A 19,394-nucleotide genomic window follows, 5' to 3' on the forward strand; every position below is an offset into this window, starting at 1 on the left:
ACCTTTTCGGTCTCTTCATCACCAACGATGTGCTCTTGATCAAAACACTCCTTTATTCACTTTCCGGCGGATCGCGCAGGCTCTCCCAACCGCTCTCCTTCGGCCAGCCACGATAGACATTTCAAGATCGTTCCTACGTGTTTGCGGACGTGTGGATGCGTTACGAGCGTGTGCTCACGGCGCAACAGGTGAACAAGGGAACGCGCTTACCGATGCGTCATCTCCGAAACCATTTCTACACGACCCTTGACATCTGATGCGTCGTTCTGCATCAGTACACCTCCAGCTGGCGTGCCCACCCGGCGGCGCGCAGTCGTCTGGATCGGACATTCTTTGCTTCAGTTCCCTCGATGATGGATCCGGTTTCCGCACCGGTTGGGCGCCCCTCTCCCTCGCCCTGATCATCCTGTGTCGCCGTGGACGTGACCGTGCTCAATGCGACATTTGAAAACGTAGTTGCGCTCGTGGTGAATGGCCGCGACGTAACGGGTGGGAACGGCCTCGCCGCGATGTCTTCCGCCACGGACGCGATGCGGACGGGCATGTCCGGAGTGACGGTGCAGGGGTTCACCTTCGGCACCGAGATCGAAATCCGCTTCGCGGACGGCTCTGGCTGGAACCAGTACATCAACGACTACGGGGGGAGCGCCGCTCCTCCATTGCTGAACCTCTTCTGCTTCGCCAACGGGTACGTCCTTTCACTGCCGGACGGCACCATCCAGTCGATCTTCTACCAGCGTTCGTAGTACCCGCCGGCGACGATCCCGCCGCAGGCGAATTTTCCCGCCCACACCGAAGGAGCGACACGATGGCGACGACCACGAACGTCTACCTGTTCAACGGGGCAGAGTCGGGTGCGTACCAGCTGATGATCAACGGCGGCAACAAGGTGACGGTGCCCGCCACCGCCGGGGATTCCGTGAACTGGGTGCCGGGCACTTCCACGAGCCCGGCCACGCTGCTCACCGACGGGACCACCGCCGAAGGCCAGTTCAACTTCAACGCGAATCAGGTGCAGGTTCAGCATCCGAATTCCACCACCATCTCCTCCATCTCGATCAACATCCCCGATACGCCGGGGGTCAACATCGACGCCTGCCAGCTGTACGTGTTCTTCACCAACTACGTGAATCCGCCCACCTGGCTGTTTCTCGTGAACGGATTCGTCGTTGCCGGGACCGCATCGGCCTGAGCGGGCCTGATCGGGAACCTCGTGGGCGCGGCGGCCGGTGAACGGCACCGGCACCGCCCACGAGGCGTGTTCACCAGGGGAGGAGGCACCGTGCAACCCGCAACCGGCGAGATCATGGCGACCGACGACGCCATCACGGCCCCGGTGTACCTGTTCAACTGCGCCAACGGGGTGCCCTATACGGTCACCATCAACGGCGGCCCGGCGGTGGTGGTGCCCGCCACGTCGGCGTCGAACTACTGGTACCCGGGAACCCCGGAGAATCCCGCCTACCTCCTGCTGGCCGGAACCACGTCGGCCGGCTGCTTCAACTTCGGCGACAACCAGCTCGTGATTCAGACCGCCACCGTTCCCGACATGCTGTCGGTGACGGTGAACGTGCCCGACCTGCCGATGGTGCAGATCGATGCCGGGCAGCTGTACCTGGTCTTCCAGAGCTACACCCTCCCCCCACGTTGGGCATTCCTGGTGAACGGCACCCTGGTGGCCGGCAACGCGCACGTGGTGCCGCCGGTGCGGAAGGGGTCCGCGTGAGCAGCCCCGGCCCCGCCTTCACCTCCGTCGCGACCGGGCTGTTCCGGGTGGGCGACCCGTCGGCCATCCAGCCCGCGTACCTGTATTTTCTGCAGGCCGCCGCGGGCCCCGGGCCCGTTTCGTTCGAAGACTCGTGGAGCGGGAACTTTCCCGGGTGGTACATCTTCCTCCCCGAGGTCCTTTCCACGGCGGATGCCGCGGGATTCGCGGGGCAGGCGCTCCACACCCTTCCCGCGCCGGGCCAGCCGCGGCAGGAGGGCGGCGGCACCACCCCCGCCGCCCCCGCGACCGCCGGGCCCACCCCCCGCTCGCTGGTGTGGCTGCGCAGCCACAAGGCCTCCCCGTGGGATTATGCGCTGCTGGCGCTGGGCCGGAACCCGCCCATGCACAGCACGCGGCCGGTTTCGGGGCAGACCGTCTTCGACTTCCCGCCGCTGCAGCTGCTCGTGGGCCAGCCGAACCAGCTGACCCTGGCGGTGGACGTGGACCTTGCCGGCGAGGCGTTCACCCTGACCTCGGCGGCGGGAAGCGACCTGACGTTCGTGCAGCTGGTGTGGATGCAGTCGTCGCTCCCCACCTACGGGTACTACGCCGACCACTGGAGCCTGGCGGTTCCGTTCACGGGCGGCTTCGCGGGGAGCATCCCGTTCGACCTGGGGCTGAACCCCGGCTCGCTGGCCGAGCACCTGGTGGGCGGCTTCTGCTACGCCTACCCCGCGGGCCAGGAGACCGGGGTGCTCCGCTACCCCCTGTTCGCGCCGCCCTGGGCCGCCTCGCCGCCGCCGGAAGGAACCACCCAGTACCTGGGGTTCCACGTGCGCCTGCACCCGCTGCATCCCACCGACCCGGCGGTTTCGCGGCTGACCTTCGACCAGACGAGCCAGAAGGTGGGGCCGGCCGGGTGGTGGAACCTGGGCACCGACCTGCAGTCGAGCTTCTTCTTCCTGACCACCGGCGAGCCGACCGCCGTACGGCCCTCCCTGCCCGAGGCCAGCCCTCCCGACGCCGACGCGCCCGGCTTCGTCCTCGCCGTGAACGGGGCCGACGCCCTGGGCTCGCCCCTTCACTACCTGGCGCCCGCGGGGCCGTTCGAGTTCGTGGGCGCGTCGCCCGAGGCGCCGCTTCCGGTGATGCCCGCCTTTTCGGCGCAGGAGTACTTGCTGGTGCACCCCGGCGACCGCTTCGAGCTGGTGCCGGGGCAGCCCGCCTATGCGCCCGGCTTTTCGCCCGGCGGCACCGGGCAGGCCGCGGCCGGCGCGGCGCTGACGGACACATGCACCACTTCGTGGATGAGCTATGGCGCCCCCCTGGCGCAGGCGGGGCGCGCCTTCTTCGGCCAGCCCGCGAAGTCGACCTACTTCGCGCCCGCCGCGGCCACGCGGTTCCCGGTGGCGGTGGAGTCGTTCCTTTCCGGGCTCGAGACCCCGGCGGTCTTCCCGCTGGTTCCCTACGGCGGCGTGTTCGGGACGTCGCAGGGGCAGGGCGGCAGCGCCGGCTTCACCGCGTTCGAGCTGGCCGTACTGACCCCCTCGCGCCACGCTGCGCTCACTGCGGGCGGGGCGGGGCCGTCGTTCCGCGTTCCCGGCTACGCGGCCGCGCCACGCGCGCCCGGGCCGGGTGCCATGCCCGCCGGGACGGCTCCGGCGGACGCCGCGGCCCCGGCCACGGCCACCACGCCCCAGGGGCTGCTGGTGGAGCTGAACCCCGACGGAAGCTGGCACCGCCTGCTGCTGGCGCGGGGGCCGGTGGACCCCTCGCAGCTGCTGGCGTTCGGCCCCGCGGCCGGAAGCCCGGAAGGGGTGCTGGACGACCGCCTGACGAACGCCCTGTCGCAGAACGGGCTGTTCCTGGTGATCTCCTCCCCCGCGCACGTGGGCGACTTCGGCGTGGCCGACCAGGTCGACATCGGCGGGTTCAACCTGCTCCTGGACCTGGACGAGGGCGCGATCCTGGTCTTCAAGTTCAACCCCTGCAGCTCGCTGGCCGACCTGGTGGCCAACGCCAGCCTGTGGACGGCCACCGACGACTTCGTGGGCACCCCGGCCGCGGTGGCCGCGGTGCAGGCGCAGCTGCAGGAAAGCCTGCGCGTCGCCGGGGTGGGCGGCGGGGCACCCGCCTCGCCCGACACGGGCGACACGGGCGGGCCGTTCGCGTACTTCCGGCAGATCGCCGTTGACCCGGCCTGGACGGGCGTCCTCTGCTTCGACGGCGTGGTGGACGGGCACGGGATGCCCCCCGACTTCCAGATGCTGCTGGGCGGGGTGCAGGGACCGCTGCGGGCGCACCACCTGGGGATCGAGGTGAACCACGTGGGCGGGGGCTCGCCGGGCGCGGGCGAGCTGACCAACAGCTCGCTCTTCGGGGTGATCCACTACCAGGCGCCCCCGCCGGGCGGCTCGCCGGCCGCCGCGTCGCCCGCCGGCGACGGAGACTTCGCCTACGCGGTCGAGTACCTGACGGTGGTGTTCGGCAACTCGGTGATCACGCAGTTCAACGCCGAGGTGGGGCTTACGGTGCGCCGCCTGTTCGGCCGCGAGGTGGCGCTGCAGGGCGTGCCGCCCAGCTCGCCCCCGGTGCCCGCGAACACGCTCACCATCAAGGGACAGTACCAGAAGGCGGGCGCAAGCAGCGGGTCGGCGGGCGTGGGCACGGTGAGCTTCGTGGCCGACCAGCCGTTCGTGTACGCCGCCGTCACGCCGCCGGGCGGGAGCCGGGTGATCGAGAAGGTGGTCTTTACCGGGGCCACGCTGGCCCCGGTCAGCGGCGGCGGCGGCAGCCCCGACGCGCCCGTGCGGGCGGCGTTCACGCTGAGCGGGGAGATCTGGTTCGCCGCCGCGCCCTTTCCCGGCGCCCCGGAGCTGGACCTGTTCTCGTACGGAAACCCCGCGGCCGCGGGGCGCGGCCCCGGCTCGCCGGGGGGGGCCGGGCTGGCGTTCTCGGGGCTCACCGTCCTGATCTCGTTCCTGATGGACGCCGAGGGGAGCATGCTGCCGGGCTCCGAGACGGTCGCGGGCGACCTTTCCGGGCTGGTGATCGCGCCCACCGCCCAGGCGATCCGCGACGAGAGCCTGCTGGGCAGCCTGCCGCTGAAGCCCAACGCGCTGCGATACGCGCCCGCGGGGCTCACGGCCGCGGCGCTCAACGCGGCGCCGGTGCACGTGGCGCAGCTGGAAGGATCGGGGACGCAGCCGGCCGGTTCGCCCGCGGGCACCGGCAATCCGGCGCCGTCGCCCTACACCACCAGCAGCCCGCAGTACGCGCTGGTGTACGACTTTCCCCTGGGCACCCTGGGGGCGATGGCGGGGCCGCACGCGGGGCTCAACGCCTCGCTGTACCTGGCGTGGGGTCCGTCGAGCGTGGTGCGCGACAACGACGCCGCGGCCATCCTGGTACAGCTCCCGTCGCTCTCGGCCGGCTACAGCGGGTTCAACCTGCAGGGGATGATCAAGACCGTGTTCGGCGACGCCAACCTGTTCCGGGTGGATACCCACGCGGGCGCGGTCTACGGCATCCTCTTCAACAACGTGGCGCTCAGCCTGCTGGGCTACGACTTCCCCCCCGGCGTGGTGGTGGATTTCGTGGTGTTCGCCGGCACCCCCGAAGAGGGGGCCCCGCGCAACGCCAGCAACCTGGCCTGGTACCTGGCGGCCACCGCCCCCGCCTCGTCGTCGCCCTGACCCCCGGACCGCAATGGCATCTCCCGTCACCGTCGCCGACCTGGTGAGCTGGCTCGGAACCCGGCTCCAGACCTGGGTGCCGTCGCTGTCCGACCTGCGGCCATGGCCCTTCCTGGTGCGGCTCTGGGAGTTCGTGGTCCCCGGCGGCTACCCCCTGGGCGACCCGCCGTGGGAAATCGAAGTCGACGGCGAGGTGGAGGTGCTCGGGGGCTTCGAGCTGCAGAACATCAAGGTCGTCGTGCAGTCGCGAACCCCGCCCGGGGTCGTGCGGTAGTCCCACTCCAGCTAAAAAAGGAACCGCCCATGTCCAGCCCTCCCGCCACCGGCACCGACATCGCCCTCAGCGGAACGTTCACCCTGAACGGCGTGCAGGTGCCCGTCAGCAGCGGCAGCCTGACGGACCTGAAGAAGGGGATCATCGACTTCACGCTCGCCCAGCCCGTGGTGCTGGGCACGCTCGACGAGCTGATCACCTGGTTCAACGGCCCCCCGCTGAGCCTGAGCATCCCCAGCACCACCGACATCGGCAGCGACCTGCCGACGACGCCGATCGACCTCCGGTCGCGCTTCGAGGAGGCCACCGGCGGCGTGCTTTCGATCACGGTGCTGTCGATCCACCGTCCCGCCACGGGGCCGGCGTCGTACCAGCTGGCCATCAACTACTCCCTGGACGCGAACCCGCTGGAGATCATCCCGGGCTTCGTGGAGCTCGACAGCATCGGGCTCAGCATCTCCAGCGGACCCGTCACCACCACCTCGCCCTGACGCCCTGAAGCCCTCGCCACCCGCCGCCGCATCATGCCCCGGATCGAGCTCAGCCTGGATGGAAAGGTCGCCGACGTCGGCGCCCGCCTGGTCATGCGCCTGGCGGGCGGCCCGTTCTCGCTGCAGCTCGCGATGGACGAGCCGGTGTCGCTGGAGACGATCTACGACCGGATGCGCGACGGGCTGGAGTCGTGGATCGGGGTGGAGCTGCCGTCGCTGGACAGCGGCTGGATGAAGCTGATCAGCATCAAGGGGAAGGGCGCGCTCCCGTCGCTGTGGATCGCGCCCGGCTCCGGCACCGAGGCGTTCTACGCGGAGGTCGCCTTCGTCTCCGAGACGCCGCCCTACGCCGCGGACCCCATTCAGATCGGCGGCGGGGTGGCGAACCAGTACATCTCGGTGACCATCGAGCCCGACATCAAGCTGTACGCGCTCTACCTGGTGTACGACAAGGCGGCCGGCGGGCTCGACCTGCGGGCGCGCATCGAGATGCCCACCACCACGCAGAGCGGCGCGGGCACGCCCAGCACCCAGATCGTCACCTACCCCTTTCCGGTTCCGCCGCAGGGGTCGCTCACGGCCTTCCAGCTCCACTACATCGGGCTGGGGCAGCGGGTGGGCCCCGACCCGGTGGGGCCCAACGTCGACGACCCCCTCGAAACGATCTTCGGGCAGCTGGAGCGGGAGCTGAGCGCCAACGACCCGCAGACGGTGGTCACCGAGCTGGCGCAGACCTTCTACCATCCCGACCGCGACTGGTTCTTCGGGCTGCACGTGAGCATGCGCGGGTGGGACCTGAAGGCCCTCTTCAACGACCCCGACATGTACGGGCTGCGGGTGGCGGCCAACCAGCCCGGCACCCCGTGGTACGGCTTCCTCTTCGAGATCTTCTACCAGAAGGTGGGCCCGGGGCTGGGCGTGTACTACGGGGCGCTCACCCTGCCGATGTTCCTGCGCCGCATCGAGATCGACGGCGTGATCCTGGTGCTTCCCGGGTTCGCGGTGTGGATCTACACCAACGGCGACTTCCGCGTGAACGTGGGGTGGCCGCTGGGGCCCAGCTCCATCGGGATCATCGTGGGGCCGCTCACCGGGCAGGCGGGCTTCTACTTCGCCAGGCTGCGCAGCGCCGACAACCCCGGCTACCAGCCCGGCCAGGTGGACTACAACCCCATCCTGGAGTTCGGGATCGCGCTTTCCATCTCGGCCGGCGTCTCGTACAACGCGTCGATCTTCTCCGCCTCGCTCAGCGCATCGGTCACGGCCACGCTGCAGGGGCTGCTGGCGTGGAACGCTCCCGCGGAGGGCGACTCCAGCCCGCTCGCCCGCCAGCCGGACCTGTACTGGTTCGCGGGCACGGCCCAGCTGGTGGTGGTGATCCAGGGAACGGTGGACTTCGCCATCCTCAAGGCCTCGGTGTCCATCTACCTGGAAGCCGGCGTGGGGTTCGCCTTCCAGACCGGGTACCAGACGCAGCTGGCCGTGTCGGCCGAGGTGCGCGTGGAGGTGAGCGTGAAGATCCTCTTCGTCACCATCCACCTGCACTTCGGCGCGCAGGTAAGCCACACCTTCTACATCGGCGCGGCCGGCAAGGGGGTGGCCAGCATCGACGGGCCGCAGGGGGTGTGGGGCGCCGCGCTCCCGCAGGCCCTGGTGGCCAGCGTGCGTACGGCGGCGGCGCAGGTGCTCGGCAGCCAGGCACGGTCCCTCGCCTCGCTTCGCCCGGCGGTGCCGGCCGCCTTCGCTCCGGGGGGCGCGGGCGGGGTGGTGCCCGCCTCGGCGGGGGCCGCGCACGCGTTCGCCTCCGCGGGGGCCTTCGCCGCCGCGCCCCGCGCGGCCTTCTTCGCGGCGGGCTCGCCGCCCGGGCCGGCCCCCATCGAGCTCTGCTTCGCGCTGCACCCCACCGCCGTGTACACCGGCTCGCCGGGCCCCCGCATCGCGCTGGTGGCCACCCTGCTCATCGAGGCGCCGGCGCCGGGCGCGGCCGGCCCCGGAGCGGGCGCGCCGCAGACCGCGTTCGAGCAGCTGGTGCGGGCGATGGTGGAATGGCTGGTGTCGTTCACCTCGGCGGGGGATTCGTGGAGCAACCGCTTCGCCGAGCTGGTGGAGTGGCTGGGCCAGGGATCGGCGGCGCCCGACGGGCCGCATTTCGGCGGATACGCCGGCTTCGCCACCCTGCTGGGCACCTGGCTGGGCTCGCTCACCTTCCGGGTGACGGCCCTCAGCAACGCGTCGCCGGCCACGATGGAGACCGCCGCGGTCCTCCCCATGCTTCCGCAGCTGGAGCTGGACTACGGCGCGGGCGAGGTGGTGGACTTCGCCGACTTCACGGTGTACGGCACCCCCCTGCCCAATTATCCCGACGCCATCAACGCCTTCTTCGGCGAGCTGAGCCTGGGCGGCGCCGCGAGCGCCACGGGCACGACGGGGACGGCGGCGGCGGGTTCGCCCGTCAGCGGGGGCGTGGCCGAGAGCGTGTTCGTGGACTACGTGCTGATGCTGGCGCGCAAGGCCTGCGGCGACCTGCAGGCCGCGGCGGCGGCCGCGGAAGGCGAGCACGAGGCAGGGCTCGACACGCAGGTGCAGGCCCTGGAGCCCGCGGACGGGGGCGGCGCCCTGGACGGGATGCTGCACCGCGCGCTGTCGCACGTGCTGGCGCACGTGCAGGCGGTGAGCGGCCCCGACACCCTGGACTCCCTGCTGGACGGGCTGGACTACGCCGGGCTGGCCGGGCTGGGGTCGCGCTTCCTGATGCACGGCCTGCAGCTGCCGATTCCGCTGCACACGCCGGTGGATCCCACGCCGCAGAACATGCGCGACGTTCCCGCGGCGGCCGCCTTTCTCCTCACCGGCCAGCAGTTCGACGCGGCTCCGGCCGCCGGGCAGACCGCCGCCACCCTGCGCCTGGACCCGGCCGCCGGGATGCCCGCGGGGTGGATGGCGTTCGACGGCGGCGACGGCAGCACCTGCACGGTGGAGCTGCCGGCGGCCCCGCCGCCGGCGCCCAGCCCCGCGTGGTCGGGCCCGGGCTCGCCGGGGCCCGCCGGCGGCGACGCCGGCGCCGTGGCGGTGCTGGCGCTGCCGCCCCTTTCCCCGTCGTCGCTCACCGTGTCGCTCAAGGCGCGGATGGCATGGGACGCGCCCGACGGCAGCCACGCGATCCTTCCCCTTCCCCTTCCCGTGCTGCAGCAGGCGTGGGAGGGGCAGGGAATCCAGCTCGCGCTCTCGTACCTTTCCGGCGGCGGCTCACCCCCGCCCGCGCCGGCGGCGCATGCCGCCCTGGTGATTCCCGTCACCCTCAGCCGGGTGGCGGCGCAGAGCAGCGTCGACCTCGTCCCGGGGCCGGGCTCGCCCGGCTCGTCCGCGGGCGGCATGGACGCGGCGTACGTGCCCTCGCTCTACACGCTGGGCCCCACCGACGAGCAGACGCGCGACCTGATCGGCGCCGCGCTCGGCATGGACCTTTCCGGGGCCACGCTTTCACTGCTCCACACCTCGGCCGGCTCGCCCGGCGGCGGCGCGCTGGTGTCGGAGCCCATGGGCGACGACACCCTGCTGGTGAAGGCCAGCTTCTCCACCACCAGCCGGGCGGGGCAGACCAGCCCCCACTTCGCCGCGATGCTGCCGGCCGCCCCCTCGCAGGGGCCGCTGAGCGCGCGGCTGGCGGACGTGAAGGACTTCCTGACGCTGGTGTGGGAGTGCAGCGTGGTGAACGGCGACGGGTACTACCTGTACTACCGCACCGCCGACGGCCACGGGCTTCCCGACGGCCTCTTCGCCGCCGCGGGGACCATCCAGTTCGACATCGTGGTGGAGCTGGGCGGAAGCGCCGTCGCCGGCAACCCGGTGGCGGTTCCTCCCATCGCCACGGCCATCGTGGTTCCCGGCGACGGCCCCGCCTCGCCGGTGCAGGCGCAGGTGCTGGACCGCGACAGCGGAGTGCCGGTGCCGGTGTACAGGCCCAGCTATCCGCCCGGAACGGTGGGGTACGGGATCACCTGGCAGCGCCCCGCGCCGGCCAGCCCGGAAGATCCGCTCCCGGTGGACGACCTGTACCAGCTCTTCCAGCTGCGCATCGAGGGGAACGGCGACTTCAGCGAGTCGGTGTGGGGGCTGCCGGTGGGGCCCACCGACCAGGGCGCCGCCCAGCAGCTGTTCGCCGTGGCCGAGGCCGTGCACGGGGTGGTGGCGAACGATTCCACTCCCTGGCGCTACACCGGCGTGGTACCCGTCTCGCGCTTCCTGGCCGCCGGGTCGCCCGTGAGCGACAACCCGTACCTGAGCGTGGGGCGTACGGCGGAGCTGTCCTTCCGGATGGCCGACCTGTTCGGCAACGCGCTCCCCGACGTGCACGCCTTCTCCTTCCCGCTGCGGTACAACGATCCCATCGTGGCCCTGGGCGAGTGGCCGGGGCTGCACGTGGCGTACGACTTCCAGAAGGGCGGCGGGTCCGCGGCGGCCACGCTGCGCATCCTCCTGCACTTCGATCCCGGGAGCGTGGCGCCCCCCGACGGGTCGCCCTCGCCCTCCGGGAGCGGGGTGGACCCGGCGGTGGCGTGGACGAGCGCGCTTGGGCGCTACACCACCGTGGCCCAGCAGCTGGGCGACCCCAACCTGGCGGTGGCGGTGCGCACCTCGCTGGTGGCCGCCGGCGGCGGCGCCGTGGACGCGGGCGGCGTGCTGGAGCAGCTCCAGGCGTTCGTGGCCGCGGTGGGCGCCGAGATCGCCGCCTCGCTGGCGGGGGGGAACGGACCCTCGGTGTACCCGCAGAGCCAGACGCTTGCGCTGGTGCTGGCGGTTCCGTTCGCCGAGGTGTCGGCCCTGCCCGCCGACGTGCTGCCGCTGACGGTGCAGGTGGAGCTTTCGCGCGGGGGCGCCAGCCCCGACGACGACGCGGAGCTGCTTCCCTCGGTGCGCCGGGTGTGCACGGTGGTGGCCGCGAACTACCAGCACGACACGAACGGGTCCGGCGGATCGCCGGCGGAGGCGCTGGTGTCGCTGCGCGCATTCGCCGCCAGCTTCGAAGAGGCCTTCCGGGGCTTCGACGGGGGCACGGGAATCCTCAAGCTGGCGCAGCGCACCGGCGCGCAGGACCAGGCCGGCGTGGTGGCGGGCACGCCCTTCTGGGTGGTGCGGATGAGCCCCGTGGCGGGGATCGAGGTATCGTTCCCCCCCGGCAGCCCCGCGGCCGAGCCGGTCTACCTCGCCCTGCGCCCGCTCGCGGTGCAGCCGGTCACCCGCGTGGTGGGCGGGGTGGCGTACCACGGCGTGGACCTCGACGCCTGGGCGGCCGGCTTCCTGGCCGACGTCGAAGCGCTGCTTTCGCCGGTGGGCGCCGCCGCCCTCTCCATCCTGGACGACCGGCAGGGCACCGGGCTGTACCTGGAGCTGGTGCTGATCAAGGAATCGCTCGCCGCCCGGATCCCGCGCGCGCTGGCGCACGTCTTCACCGAGCAGGCGCTGGCCGGGGCGGGCGACCTGCAGGGGGGCGCCAGCCAGCTGGAGCAGCAGCTTCTCGACCATCTCTCGGCCGCGCCGGCCCTGTCGGTGCTGGTGCAGGCGCGCGCCCAGGTGTCGGCCGTGGGCCAGGTGGAGGCGGGCTCGCCCGGCGTGGCCCCGCGGCTGTCGGGAAGCGCGAGCGCCTTCCGCACGTCGTCCCCCCCGCTGCCCACGGGGTCTCCCGGGGGGCCGCGCCAGTACGCCTTCTCCAATCCCACGCTCCCGCTGTCGCCCGGGGAGCAGTGGCTGAACGTGTTCGTGAACGTGGCGCACCCGGCCGAGCAGGCCGAGCTGGTGGTGCCGCTGTACTACCACGTCACCCAGCTGCAGCACCACTTCGAGACCGGCGAAGAGCACTTCGGCTACGTCCCTTCGTCGTGGCTCAGCTTCGTCATTTCCGACAGCGACGAGCTGAACCTGGCGGTCACCGGGGGCGATGCGGTGCAGGTGCCGATCCCGCTGGAGGCCGAGCCCACCGTGCCGGTGCTGGTGAGCCAGGTGGCGATGGACGCCCCGTTCCCCGCCACCAGCCCCGCGCCCACCGCCGCGCAGGAGATCGAGGAAGCACTGGAGTGGAGCTACCAGGTTCGCGTGCAGCACGAGTGGGCCGCGCAGGACCAGATGCGCTTCACGGTCACCTACAACCCCCCCCCCGCCGCCCAGGGCAGCCCGGAAGAGCCCGGGCCGGCGTCGGCCGAAAGCCTGTTCGACGCGCTGGCCGCCTACCGGGCCGCCGTCCCCGACGTGGCCCCGCTGGCGCGGCGCATCGCCGCCGAGCTTTCCGCCGCCGCGCCGGGGGCCGAATCCCCCGCGGCGCTCGCCGCCGAGGTCCAGGCGTTCCTGGACGTGGCCCAGCCCGTGGCCGACGCCTGGCCGTCGTACGACGACGGCGAGAGCGCGGCGCTGGTGGACGACACGCCGCCGGAACTTTCCGTCCACGCGTTCGTGCTGGGCGAGGTGGCCGGGTCGGGGCTGAAGGAGGTGGCGGTGTGGGGCTGCGTTTCGGCGGGCACCCCCCTGGTGTGGCCGGCCATCGCGGATCGCGGCGGGCACGAGGCCACGCCCGGGCCGGTGGGAAGCCCGTCGGAGTCGCCGCCGCCCGGGGTTGCGGCCGGCGGCGAGTGGGAGCAGCGGATCTACACCTTCGGCCAGCCGGCCGACCTGGGAGAGATCACCTTCACCTGGACGCCGCTCCCCGTGTTCACGTACCAGACGGGGTACTTCAGCGCGGGGATCGTGCGCAACGCCGAGCTGGTGCCCGGCCGCACCACCTCGGAGCTGTTCATCTACCAGACCCAGACGGTGGGCTTTCACAACCCGGTGATCCCGCTGATCGACCGCCCGCTGCTCACGCCGCTGGCGCCCGGCGCCAGCCTGGCCGGACAGCTGGCACAGATCCTGGAGCCCCTGGCCGGGGTGGGCGCGGGGCTCGAAACCCAGCTGCGCATCGGCGCCTGGTATTCGCACCTGCTGGTGGCCGACACCGCCTCGCCGGGCGGGGGGCTGACCGCCACTACCCAGATCCTCCTGGCCACCGTTCCCACCCCGGCCAGCGCCAGCCCGGCGGCGGACGAGCTGGCCACGCAGCTGGCCGAAGAGATCGCCCTGTGGCGCGCGGCGGCGAACCCCGTGCCGGGCGGACAGGTGCACCTGTCGCTGACCCTGTTCGGCACCGTGAACGGAACCCAGCTCCCGCTGGTGCGGCTTCACGACATTCCCATCGAGACCGCCGACGGCGACGGGTGGTGGAACGGGCCGGCGGCGTTCGCGGTCGCCGTCTGACCGGTGTGGAAATGACCGATCCCACGCCCCCCGTGGCGGAGGTGGCGCCGCCCGCCACCTTCGAGGAGTACCGCGGCCGCCATCGCGGGCAGGCCGTGCTGGTCTGCGGCTGCGGCAGCTCGCTGAACCGCCTGCCCTCGCCCGACGGCCTGGTGACGATCGGCGTGAACGACGTGGGCCGGAAGTTCGATCCCACGTACCTGGTGGTGCTGAACCCGCTGGGGAGCTTTCCCCGCGAGCGGCGCGCCGCCGTGGAGCAGAGCCGCGCGCGGGCGGTGTTCTCGCACCTGGCCCTCGCCCTTCCGCACGCCCCCACCGTGCGCTTCCGGCTGGGCCGCAAGGGAAGCACGGAGCTCGCCGCCTCGTCGCCCACCCTGCCCTTCAGCAACAACTCGCCGTACGTGGCGGTTTGCCTGGCCCGCTTCATGGGCGCCGCGCGCATCGGGCTGCTGGGCGTGGACTTCACCGACCACCACTTCTTCGGCGCCACCGGGCGCCACAACCTGGCGGGAACCCTTCCGCTGATCGAGCGCGACTACCGCGCCCTGGCCGCGGCGTGCGAGGCCGAGGGGGTGGAGCTGTTCAACCTGAGCGAAGAAAGCCGGCTCACCGCGCTCCCCCGGATGCCGCTGGAGCGGTTCATGGAGTTGGCGCGGGAGGGCGGGGGGGCGGTGCCCGCCCCCGGGCCCCGCCCGCTGCGCGTGGTCTCGTACGCCACCACCCCCGTGGCCGGCGTGCCGGCGATCCTGGCGCGCTGCATCGCCGCGCGCACGCCGCACGCCGCACGCTGCGTGTGGGCCGACCGCTCCTACGGCAACGGGGTGGAGTTCCAGGGAGACCTGGAGTGGAAGCGCGCGCCCCGCGAAGCCGAGGAGGTGCTGCGCGAGGCCGACGTGGTGGTGGTGCACAACGGCAGGGTAGACCCGCGCCACCAGCGGGTGCTGGACGGCCGGCCGGTGGTGGTGATGGCCCACAACTACATGTGGAACGTGGGCACCCGCCTGGTGGACCGCGGCTTTCCGGGGGTCGTGGTGGGGCAGTACCAGGCGGCGCTCCCCGAGTTCGCCGGGTGGGGGGTGGTACCCAACCCGCTCCCCGCCTGGGAAGCCGGCTTCCAGCCCGGCCCCAAGCCGGCGGTTCCCACCCTCTGCTACACCCCGTCGGGGCGGCATGAGCGGTACCCGGCCGGGCACCGGCTGTACTGGCACGCCAAGGGCTACCACACCACGGTGCGCGTGCTCGACCGGCTGGCCGCGCGCCTGGGCGTGCGCCTGGAGGTGGTGCGCGGCGGGCAGGTGGACCACGCCCGGGCCATGCGGATGAAGCGCGAGGCGCACGTGGTGATCGACGAGTGCGTAACGGGGAGCTACCACCGCAACAGCCTGGAAGGGCTCGCGGCCGGGTGCGTGGTGGTGAACGGCCTGGGGCTGGTGGAGGGGATCGCCGGCGCCTTCCGGCAGTGCGCCCCCGGTGCGCGCAACCCGTTCGTGTGCAGCGGCCTGGACGGGCTGGAGGAAACCCTCGTGCGGCTGGTGGAGCGCGGCGCCGGCGCACTGGCCGACGAGGGCCGGGCGAACCGCGTCTGGGTGGACGAGCACTGGGACTTCGGCCGGCAGTGGGAGCGCTTCTGGCAGCCGGCGGTCGACGCCGCCCTGGAGCGCGCCGCGCGGATCTCGCGGCCGCCGGCGGCGCAGCCCCCGGCCGCAGCGCAGCCGGTGCACGCCGGGCCGCCCGTCCCCGCGCCGGTGCCGGTGGCAGCCGCGCCGCCGCCGCCGCCGCTGGTGAGCGTGGTGGTGCCGCACATGGGCAGCGACCGCCTGCCGCACCTGCGCGCCACGCTGGCCGCGCTGCGGGGCTGCCGGGGGGTCGGCGAGGTGGTGGTGTGCGAGCTGGGCGCCGCGCCGGTGGCCGGCGAGGCCGCCGCGCACGGGGCCGGCCGCCACGTGTTCGTGCGGCACCACGGCCCGTTCGAGCGCGCCCGGGCGCTCAACGTGGGAATCGGGGTGACCGGGTGCGAGCTGGTGCTGTGGATGGACAACGACGTGCTGCTCCCGGCGGACTTCGTCGCGCGGGCCGTGCGGGAGCTGGAGGACCGCCGGCTCGACTACCTCGTTCCCTTCAGCTGCATCCGCTACCTCTCGCAGGACGACACCCCCACGGTGATGGAGGGGGCGCGCGCCGCGGCGGAATGCACGCCCGTGCGGCTGCTCCACACGGGGGGCCGCGGAAAGCACCCCGCCGGCGGCACCATCGGGCTGGCGCGGCGCGCCTTTCTGCAGCAGCACGGCGGCTTCATCGAGGGCTTCCGCGGCTGGGGGGGAGAAGACAACGCGTGGAACTGGAAGGCCCGGCTGCTGGGGCGGACGGGGGTCACGGCGCACGCCGACCAGCACGTCCATCACCTGTACCACCCCGGCTCGGGCGGCTACACCGACGGCCGGCCGGCGGAGCAGAACCCGGACTACGCCCAGAACGTGGCGCTGATGCGGCGGGTGTTCGCCGTTCGCGACGCGCGCCGGTTCCGCGCCCAGTTCCCGCCGCCGGCACACTGGCCGTGCCCCTGGCCGCCGGAGCGGCGCATCGTGTTCGCGCACGACGGGTCCGGCGCGTGGCCGGCGTTCGCGGGGGCGCTGGCCGGGGCGATGCGGGCCTCGCATGGGATCGTGGTGGAGCAGGCGGCGGTGCCCCCGGAGAACGGCGCCCGCGAACGCTGCGCTGCGGCGGATGCGTTGGTCGCCCTCGGGCCCGGGGCGGCCCGTTCGCTGCTGGACGGCGGCCTGCCCGACGCCGCCCATGCCGCGCGCAGGGTGGTGGTGGTGGTGGGCGAGGCCGACGAGCCCGACTCGCTCCCCGAGCCGCTTCGCGGCGCCCCGCGGCTCAGCCTTCCCCTGGCCGGGGGCGACGCCGGGCGCGTGGCCGCGCGCCTGATCGGGCCGCTGTCGCTGGTCCTCGCCGGGCCCGGAGGCGACCCCGAGCCCCACCCGCGGCCGGCGGCCGAGGACGAGCCGGCCGAAGCGCCGCTCCCGGCGTGGCTGTACTGGGAGGGCGATTGTCCGGAGTGGATCCGGGCCTGCCACGAAACCATCGCGGCGCACGTGCCCGGCGTGCGGCTGCTGACGCCGGCGGCGTTCGATGCGCTTCGCGACCGCGACCGCGACATCGACCTGCGGCGGCTGGGTGTGCCCCACCGCGCGGACTTCGTGCGCGCCTTCCTGCTGGCGCGCTACGGGGGGCTGTGGATCGACTCCGACTGCCTCGTGATGCGGCCGCTGGGCCCCGTGCTGGAGCTGGCGCGCGAGCACGGCTTCGTGGGCCACCGCGAGCGCTCGGGGCTGGTGTCGAACGGCTTCATGGCGGCGCGGCCGGGCAGCCGCATCGCCCAGGCGCTGTACCATCGCGTCTGCGGCGTCCTTCGCGCGCGCCGTCCGCTCGGGTGGACCTCGCTGGGAAGCGAACCGCTCACCGCCATCGCCGATTCGGGCGCGGAGCCCTGGCACGAGCTCCCCTGTCAGGCGGTGCAGCCGGTGTGCTGGAGCAACCCCGGGGCTTTCTTCGCCCTGGACAGCGCGGCGGGGCACGCGCCGTCGGTGGACCCCGGCGCGTTCTGCTACATGCTGTCGAACACCGAGGTCAGCCGGTTCGCGCGGACGGCGCCGCACCCTCTGCAGCACCCGGACTCCTTCTTCAGCTACCTGCTGGGCCGCTCCCTCGCCGCGGCGCCGGCACGCGCGGCGGAAGCGGGCGAGGCCGCCCCCGCGGCGCCGCCCGTCCCGCAGCCGGCGCCGGTGGCGTACGAGCCCCTCTTCCGCGCGATGGGCGACGTGTACCGCCGCTACCGCGACGAGTCGGTTTCCGGCCCCGGCTCGTCGCTCGACAGCACGCGCGAGATCAGGGCGCGCCTCCCCGCGCTTCTCGGCGAACTGGGCGTGAGTTCGCTGCTCGATGCGGGGTGCGGCGACTTCAACTGGATGAAGGAGGTGGCGCTCGGCGGCGTGGAGTACACCGGCGTGGACGTGCAGAGCGACCTGGTCGACGACGTCCGGCGGCGCCACGGCGGCCCGGGCCGCGCTTTCCAGCGGCTCGACATGCTGGCTGGCGACCTTCCCCGTGCCGACCTCATCCTCTGCCGGGACTGCCTGGTGTTCCTTTCCTTTCACGAGGTCTTCCGGGCGCTCCACGCCTTCAGGCAAAGCGGCGCCCGCTACCTGCTGACGACCACGTTCACCCGGCGGGCGGCCAACCACGACACCGGGCTCGCCCGGTGGCGCACCCTGGACTTCGGGAAGGCCCCGTTCCGCTTTCCCGCGCCGCTGCGGCTCATCGACGAGAAGTGCTCCGAAAACCGCGGCGCCTACGCCGACAAGAGCCTCGGCCTCTGGCGCCTGGAAGACCTGCCGCTCTGAACAGCCAAACGGCATCACGCAGAGGGCGCAGAGAAGACGGAGAGGACGCAGAGGGGCCGTGGCTGCCCTCTGCGTCCTCTCTTTTCCCTCTGCGACCTCTGCGTGAAACCGCGGTTCAAATCTGCCCGAGCAGCGCCGCGATCTGGGTACGGACGGAGGCGGGTGACGTGCCCCCCTCGCTGGCGCGCGCCTCGATGGACGCCCTGGCGCTGAACAGCGAATCCAGGTCTGCGCCAGCGAACTCGCGGCTCACCTCCACGAACACCTCGCGGGGAAGCGCGCTCAACGGGCATCCCAGCGCCTCGGCCGCGCGCACCAGCCGGCCGACCGCGCCATGGGCCTCGCGAAAGGGCACGCCCTCGCGCACCAGGAAGTCGGCCAGGTCCGTCGCCAGCATGGCCGAGTCGACGGCGCCCGCGCACCGCGCCGCGTCGATCGTCATCGACCGGATGGTTCCCGCCACGGCCGGCAGCACGTCCGTCAGTGCGTCGAAGGCGGAAAAGAGCGCCGGCTTGTCTTCCTGCAGGTCCTTGTTGTAGCCCGACGGCAGCCCCTTCAGCAGCGCGAGCATGCCGGTGAGGTCGCCGATCAGCCGCCCCGCCTTGCCGCGCGCCAGCTCCAGCGCGTCGGGATTGCGCTTCTGCGGCATCAGCGACGAACCCGTGCTGAACCGGTCGCTCAGCCGCACGAAGCCGAACTCCGACGACGCGAACAGAACCAGGTCTTCGGCCAGGCGCGACAGGTGCACGCCGGCCATCGCCGCGACGAACAGCAGCTCCGCCACCCAGTCGCGGTCCGCCACCGCATCCACCGAATTGGGCGACACGGCCCGGAAGCCCAGCGACTCCTTCAGCAGCACGCGATCCACCGGAAACGGGCACCCCGCGATGGCGCCCGAACCCAGCGGCAGCACGGAAACCCGATCCCCCGCGTCCGCCAGCCGCTCGCGGTCGCGCGCCAGCGGCCACGCGTGCGACAGCAGCCAGTGCGCGGCCGACACCGGCTGCGCGCGCTGCATGTGCGTGTACGAGGGCATCACCGTCGCCACGTGCTGCTGAGCCTGCTCGACCAGCGCCAACTGCACGTCGCGCAGGGCCGCGTCCAGCGTCTTGACCGCCTCCAGCGCCCAGAGGCGGAAGTCGGTGGCCACCTGGTCGTTGCGCGAGCGCCCCGTGTGCAGCTTGCCGGCGGTGGGCCCGATCTCGTCCCCCAGCAGCCGCTCGACCAGGGTGTGCACGTCCTCGTCCTCGGCCGCCGCCCAGTCGGCCTCGGACCACGACTCCAGGCGCGCCGCCACCGCGTCGAGCCCCGCGCGCAGGTCGGCGGCCTCGGCGGGGTCGATCACCCCCGCGGCGCCCAGCGCGGCGGCCCACGCGCGGCTGCCGGCCACGTCGTGGCGCCACAGGCGGCGGTCCACCGGCAGCGAGCGGTTCAGCCGGTCCATCTCGGGCGCGGGCCCGGCCGAAAAGCGTCCGCCCCACATGCGGGCGCCGGGTACGGCCGGGGCGTTCTGCGCCGGCGCGGTGGGAGTGCAGGCCATGT

Annotated in this window: 9 protein-coding genes; 8 read left to right on the top strand and 1 reads right to left on the bottom strand. The window is 72.8% G+C overall.

Annotated elements, in window-relative coordinates:
- The first annotated feature begins 416 nt into the window (after positions 1-416).
- The 8 genes from VGB24_RS18560 to VGB24_RS18595 all read left to right on the top strand — a co-directional run bounded on the left by VGB24_RS18560 (position 417) and on the right by VGB24_RS18595 (position 17,852).
- Positions 417-746, top strand: coding sequence for a hypothetical protein (locus tag VGB24_RS18560; protein WP_331074439.1), 330 nt, complete (start codon positions 417-419; stop codon positions 744-746).
- 62 nt (positions 747-808) lie between these two features.
- Positions 809-1,192 (top strand): hypothetical protein, encoded by a 384-nt coding sequence (locus VGB24_RS18565; RefSeq protein WP_331074440.1) that lies wholly within the window; start codon positions 809-811, stop codon positions 1,190-1,192.
- Positions 1,193-1,282: 90 nt separating this feature from the next.
- Positions 1,283-1,726, top strand: coding sequence for a hypothetical protein (locus VGB24_RS18570; RefSeq protein ID WP_331074441.1), 444 nt, complete (start codon positions 1,283-1,285; stop codon positions 1,724-1,726).
- On the top strand, positions 1,723-5,403 hold the full coding sequence (locus tag VGB24_RS18575) for a hypothetical protein (RefSeq protein ID WP_331074442.1): 3,681 nt from the start codon (positions 1,723-1,725) through the stop codon (positions 5,401-5,403). Before VGB24_RS18570 ends, VGB24_RS18575 begins: the two co-directional genes overlap by 4 nt.
- 13 nt (positions 5,404-5,416) lie before the next feature.
- Entirely contained in the window at positions 5,417-5,677 is a 261-nt protein-coding gene (locus VGB24_RS18580; protein WP_331074443.1) for a hypothetical protein, read from the top strand.
- A gap of 29 nt (positions 5,678-5,706) precedes the next feature.
- Complete coding sequence (locus tag VGB24_RS18585) at positions 5,707-6,168, top strand: hypothetical protein (protein WP_331074444.1); 462 nt, start codon at positions 5,707-5,709, stop codon at positions 6,166-6,168.
- A gap of 33 nt (positions 6,169-6,201) precedes the next feature.
- Positions 6,202-13,449, top strand: a complete 7,248-nt coding sequence (locus VGB24_RS18590; RefSeq protein ID WP_331074445.1) for a hypothetical protein — start codon at positions 6,202-6,204, stop codon at positions 13,447-13,449.
- A gap of 11 nt (positions 13,450-13,460) precedes the next feature.
- Positions 13,461-17,852, top strand: coding sequence for a hypothetical protein (locus VGB24_RS18595; RefSeq protein WP_331074446.1), 4,392 nt, complete (start codon positions 13,461-13,463; stop codon positions 17,850-17,852).
- A 115-nt stretch (positions 17,853-17,967) separates the two neighbouring features.
- Here VGB24_RS18595 and argH read toward each other — a convergent pair whose 3' ends face one another.
- Positions 17,968-19,392, bottom strand: coding sequence for an argininosuccinate lyase (argH, locus tag VGB24_RS18600; RefSeq protein WP_331074447.1), 1,425 nt, complete (start codon positions 19,390-19,392; stop codon positions 17,968-17,970).
- Positions 19,393-19,394: the final 2 nt, after the last annotated feature.

The sequence above is a fragment of the Longimicrobium sp. genome (assembly GCF_036399935.1).
In the GTDB taxonomy this organism is placed as follows: domain Bacteria; phylum Gemmatimonadota; class Gemmatimonadetes; order Longimicrobiales; family Longimicrobiaceae; genus Longimicrobium.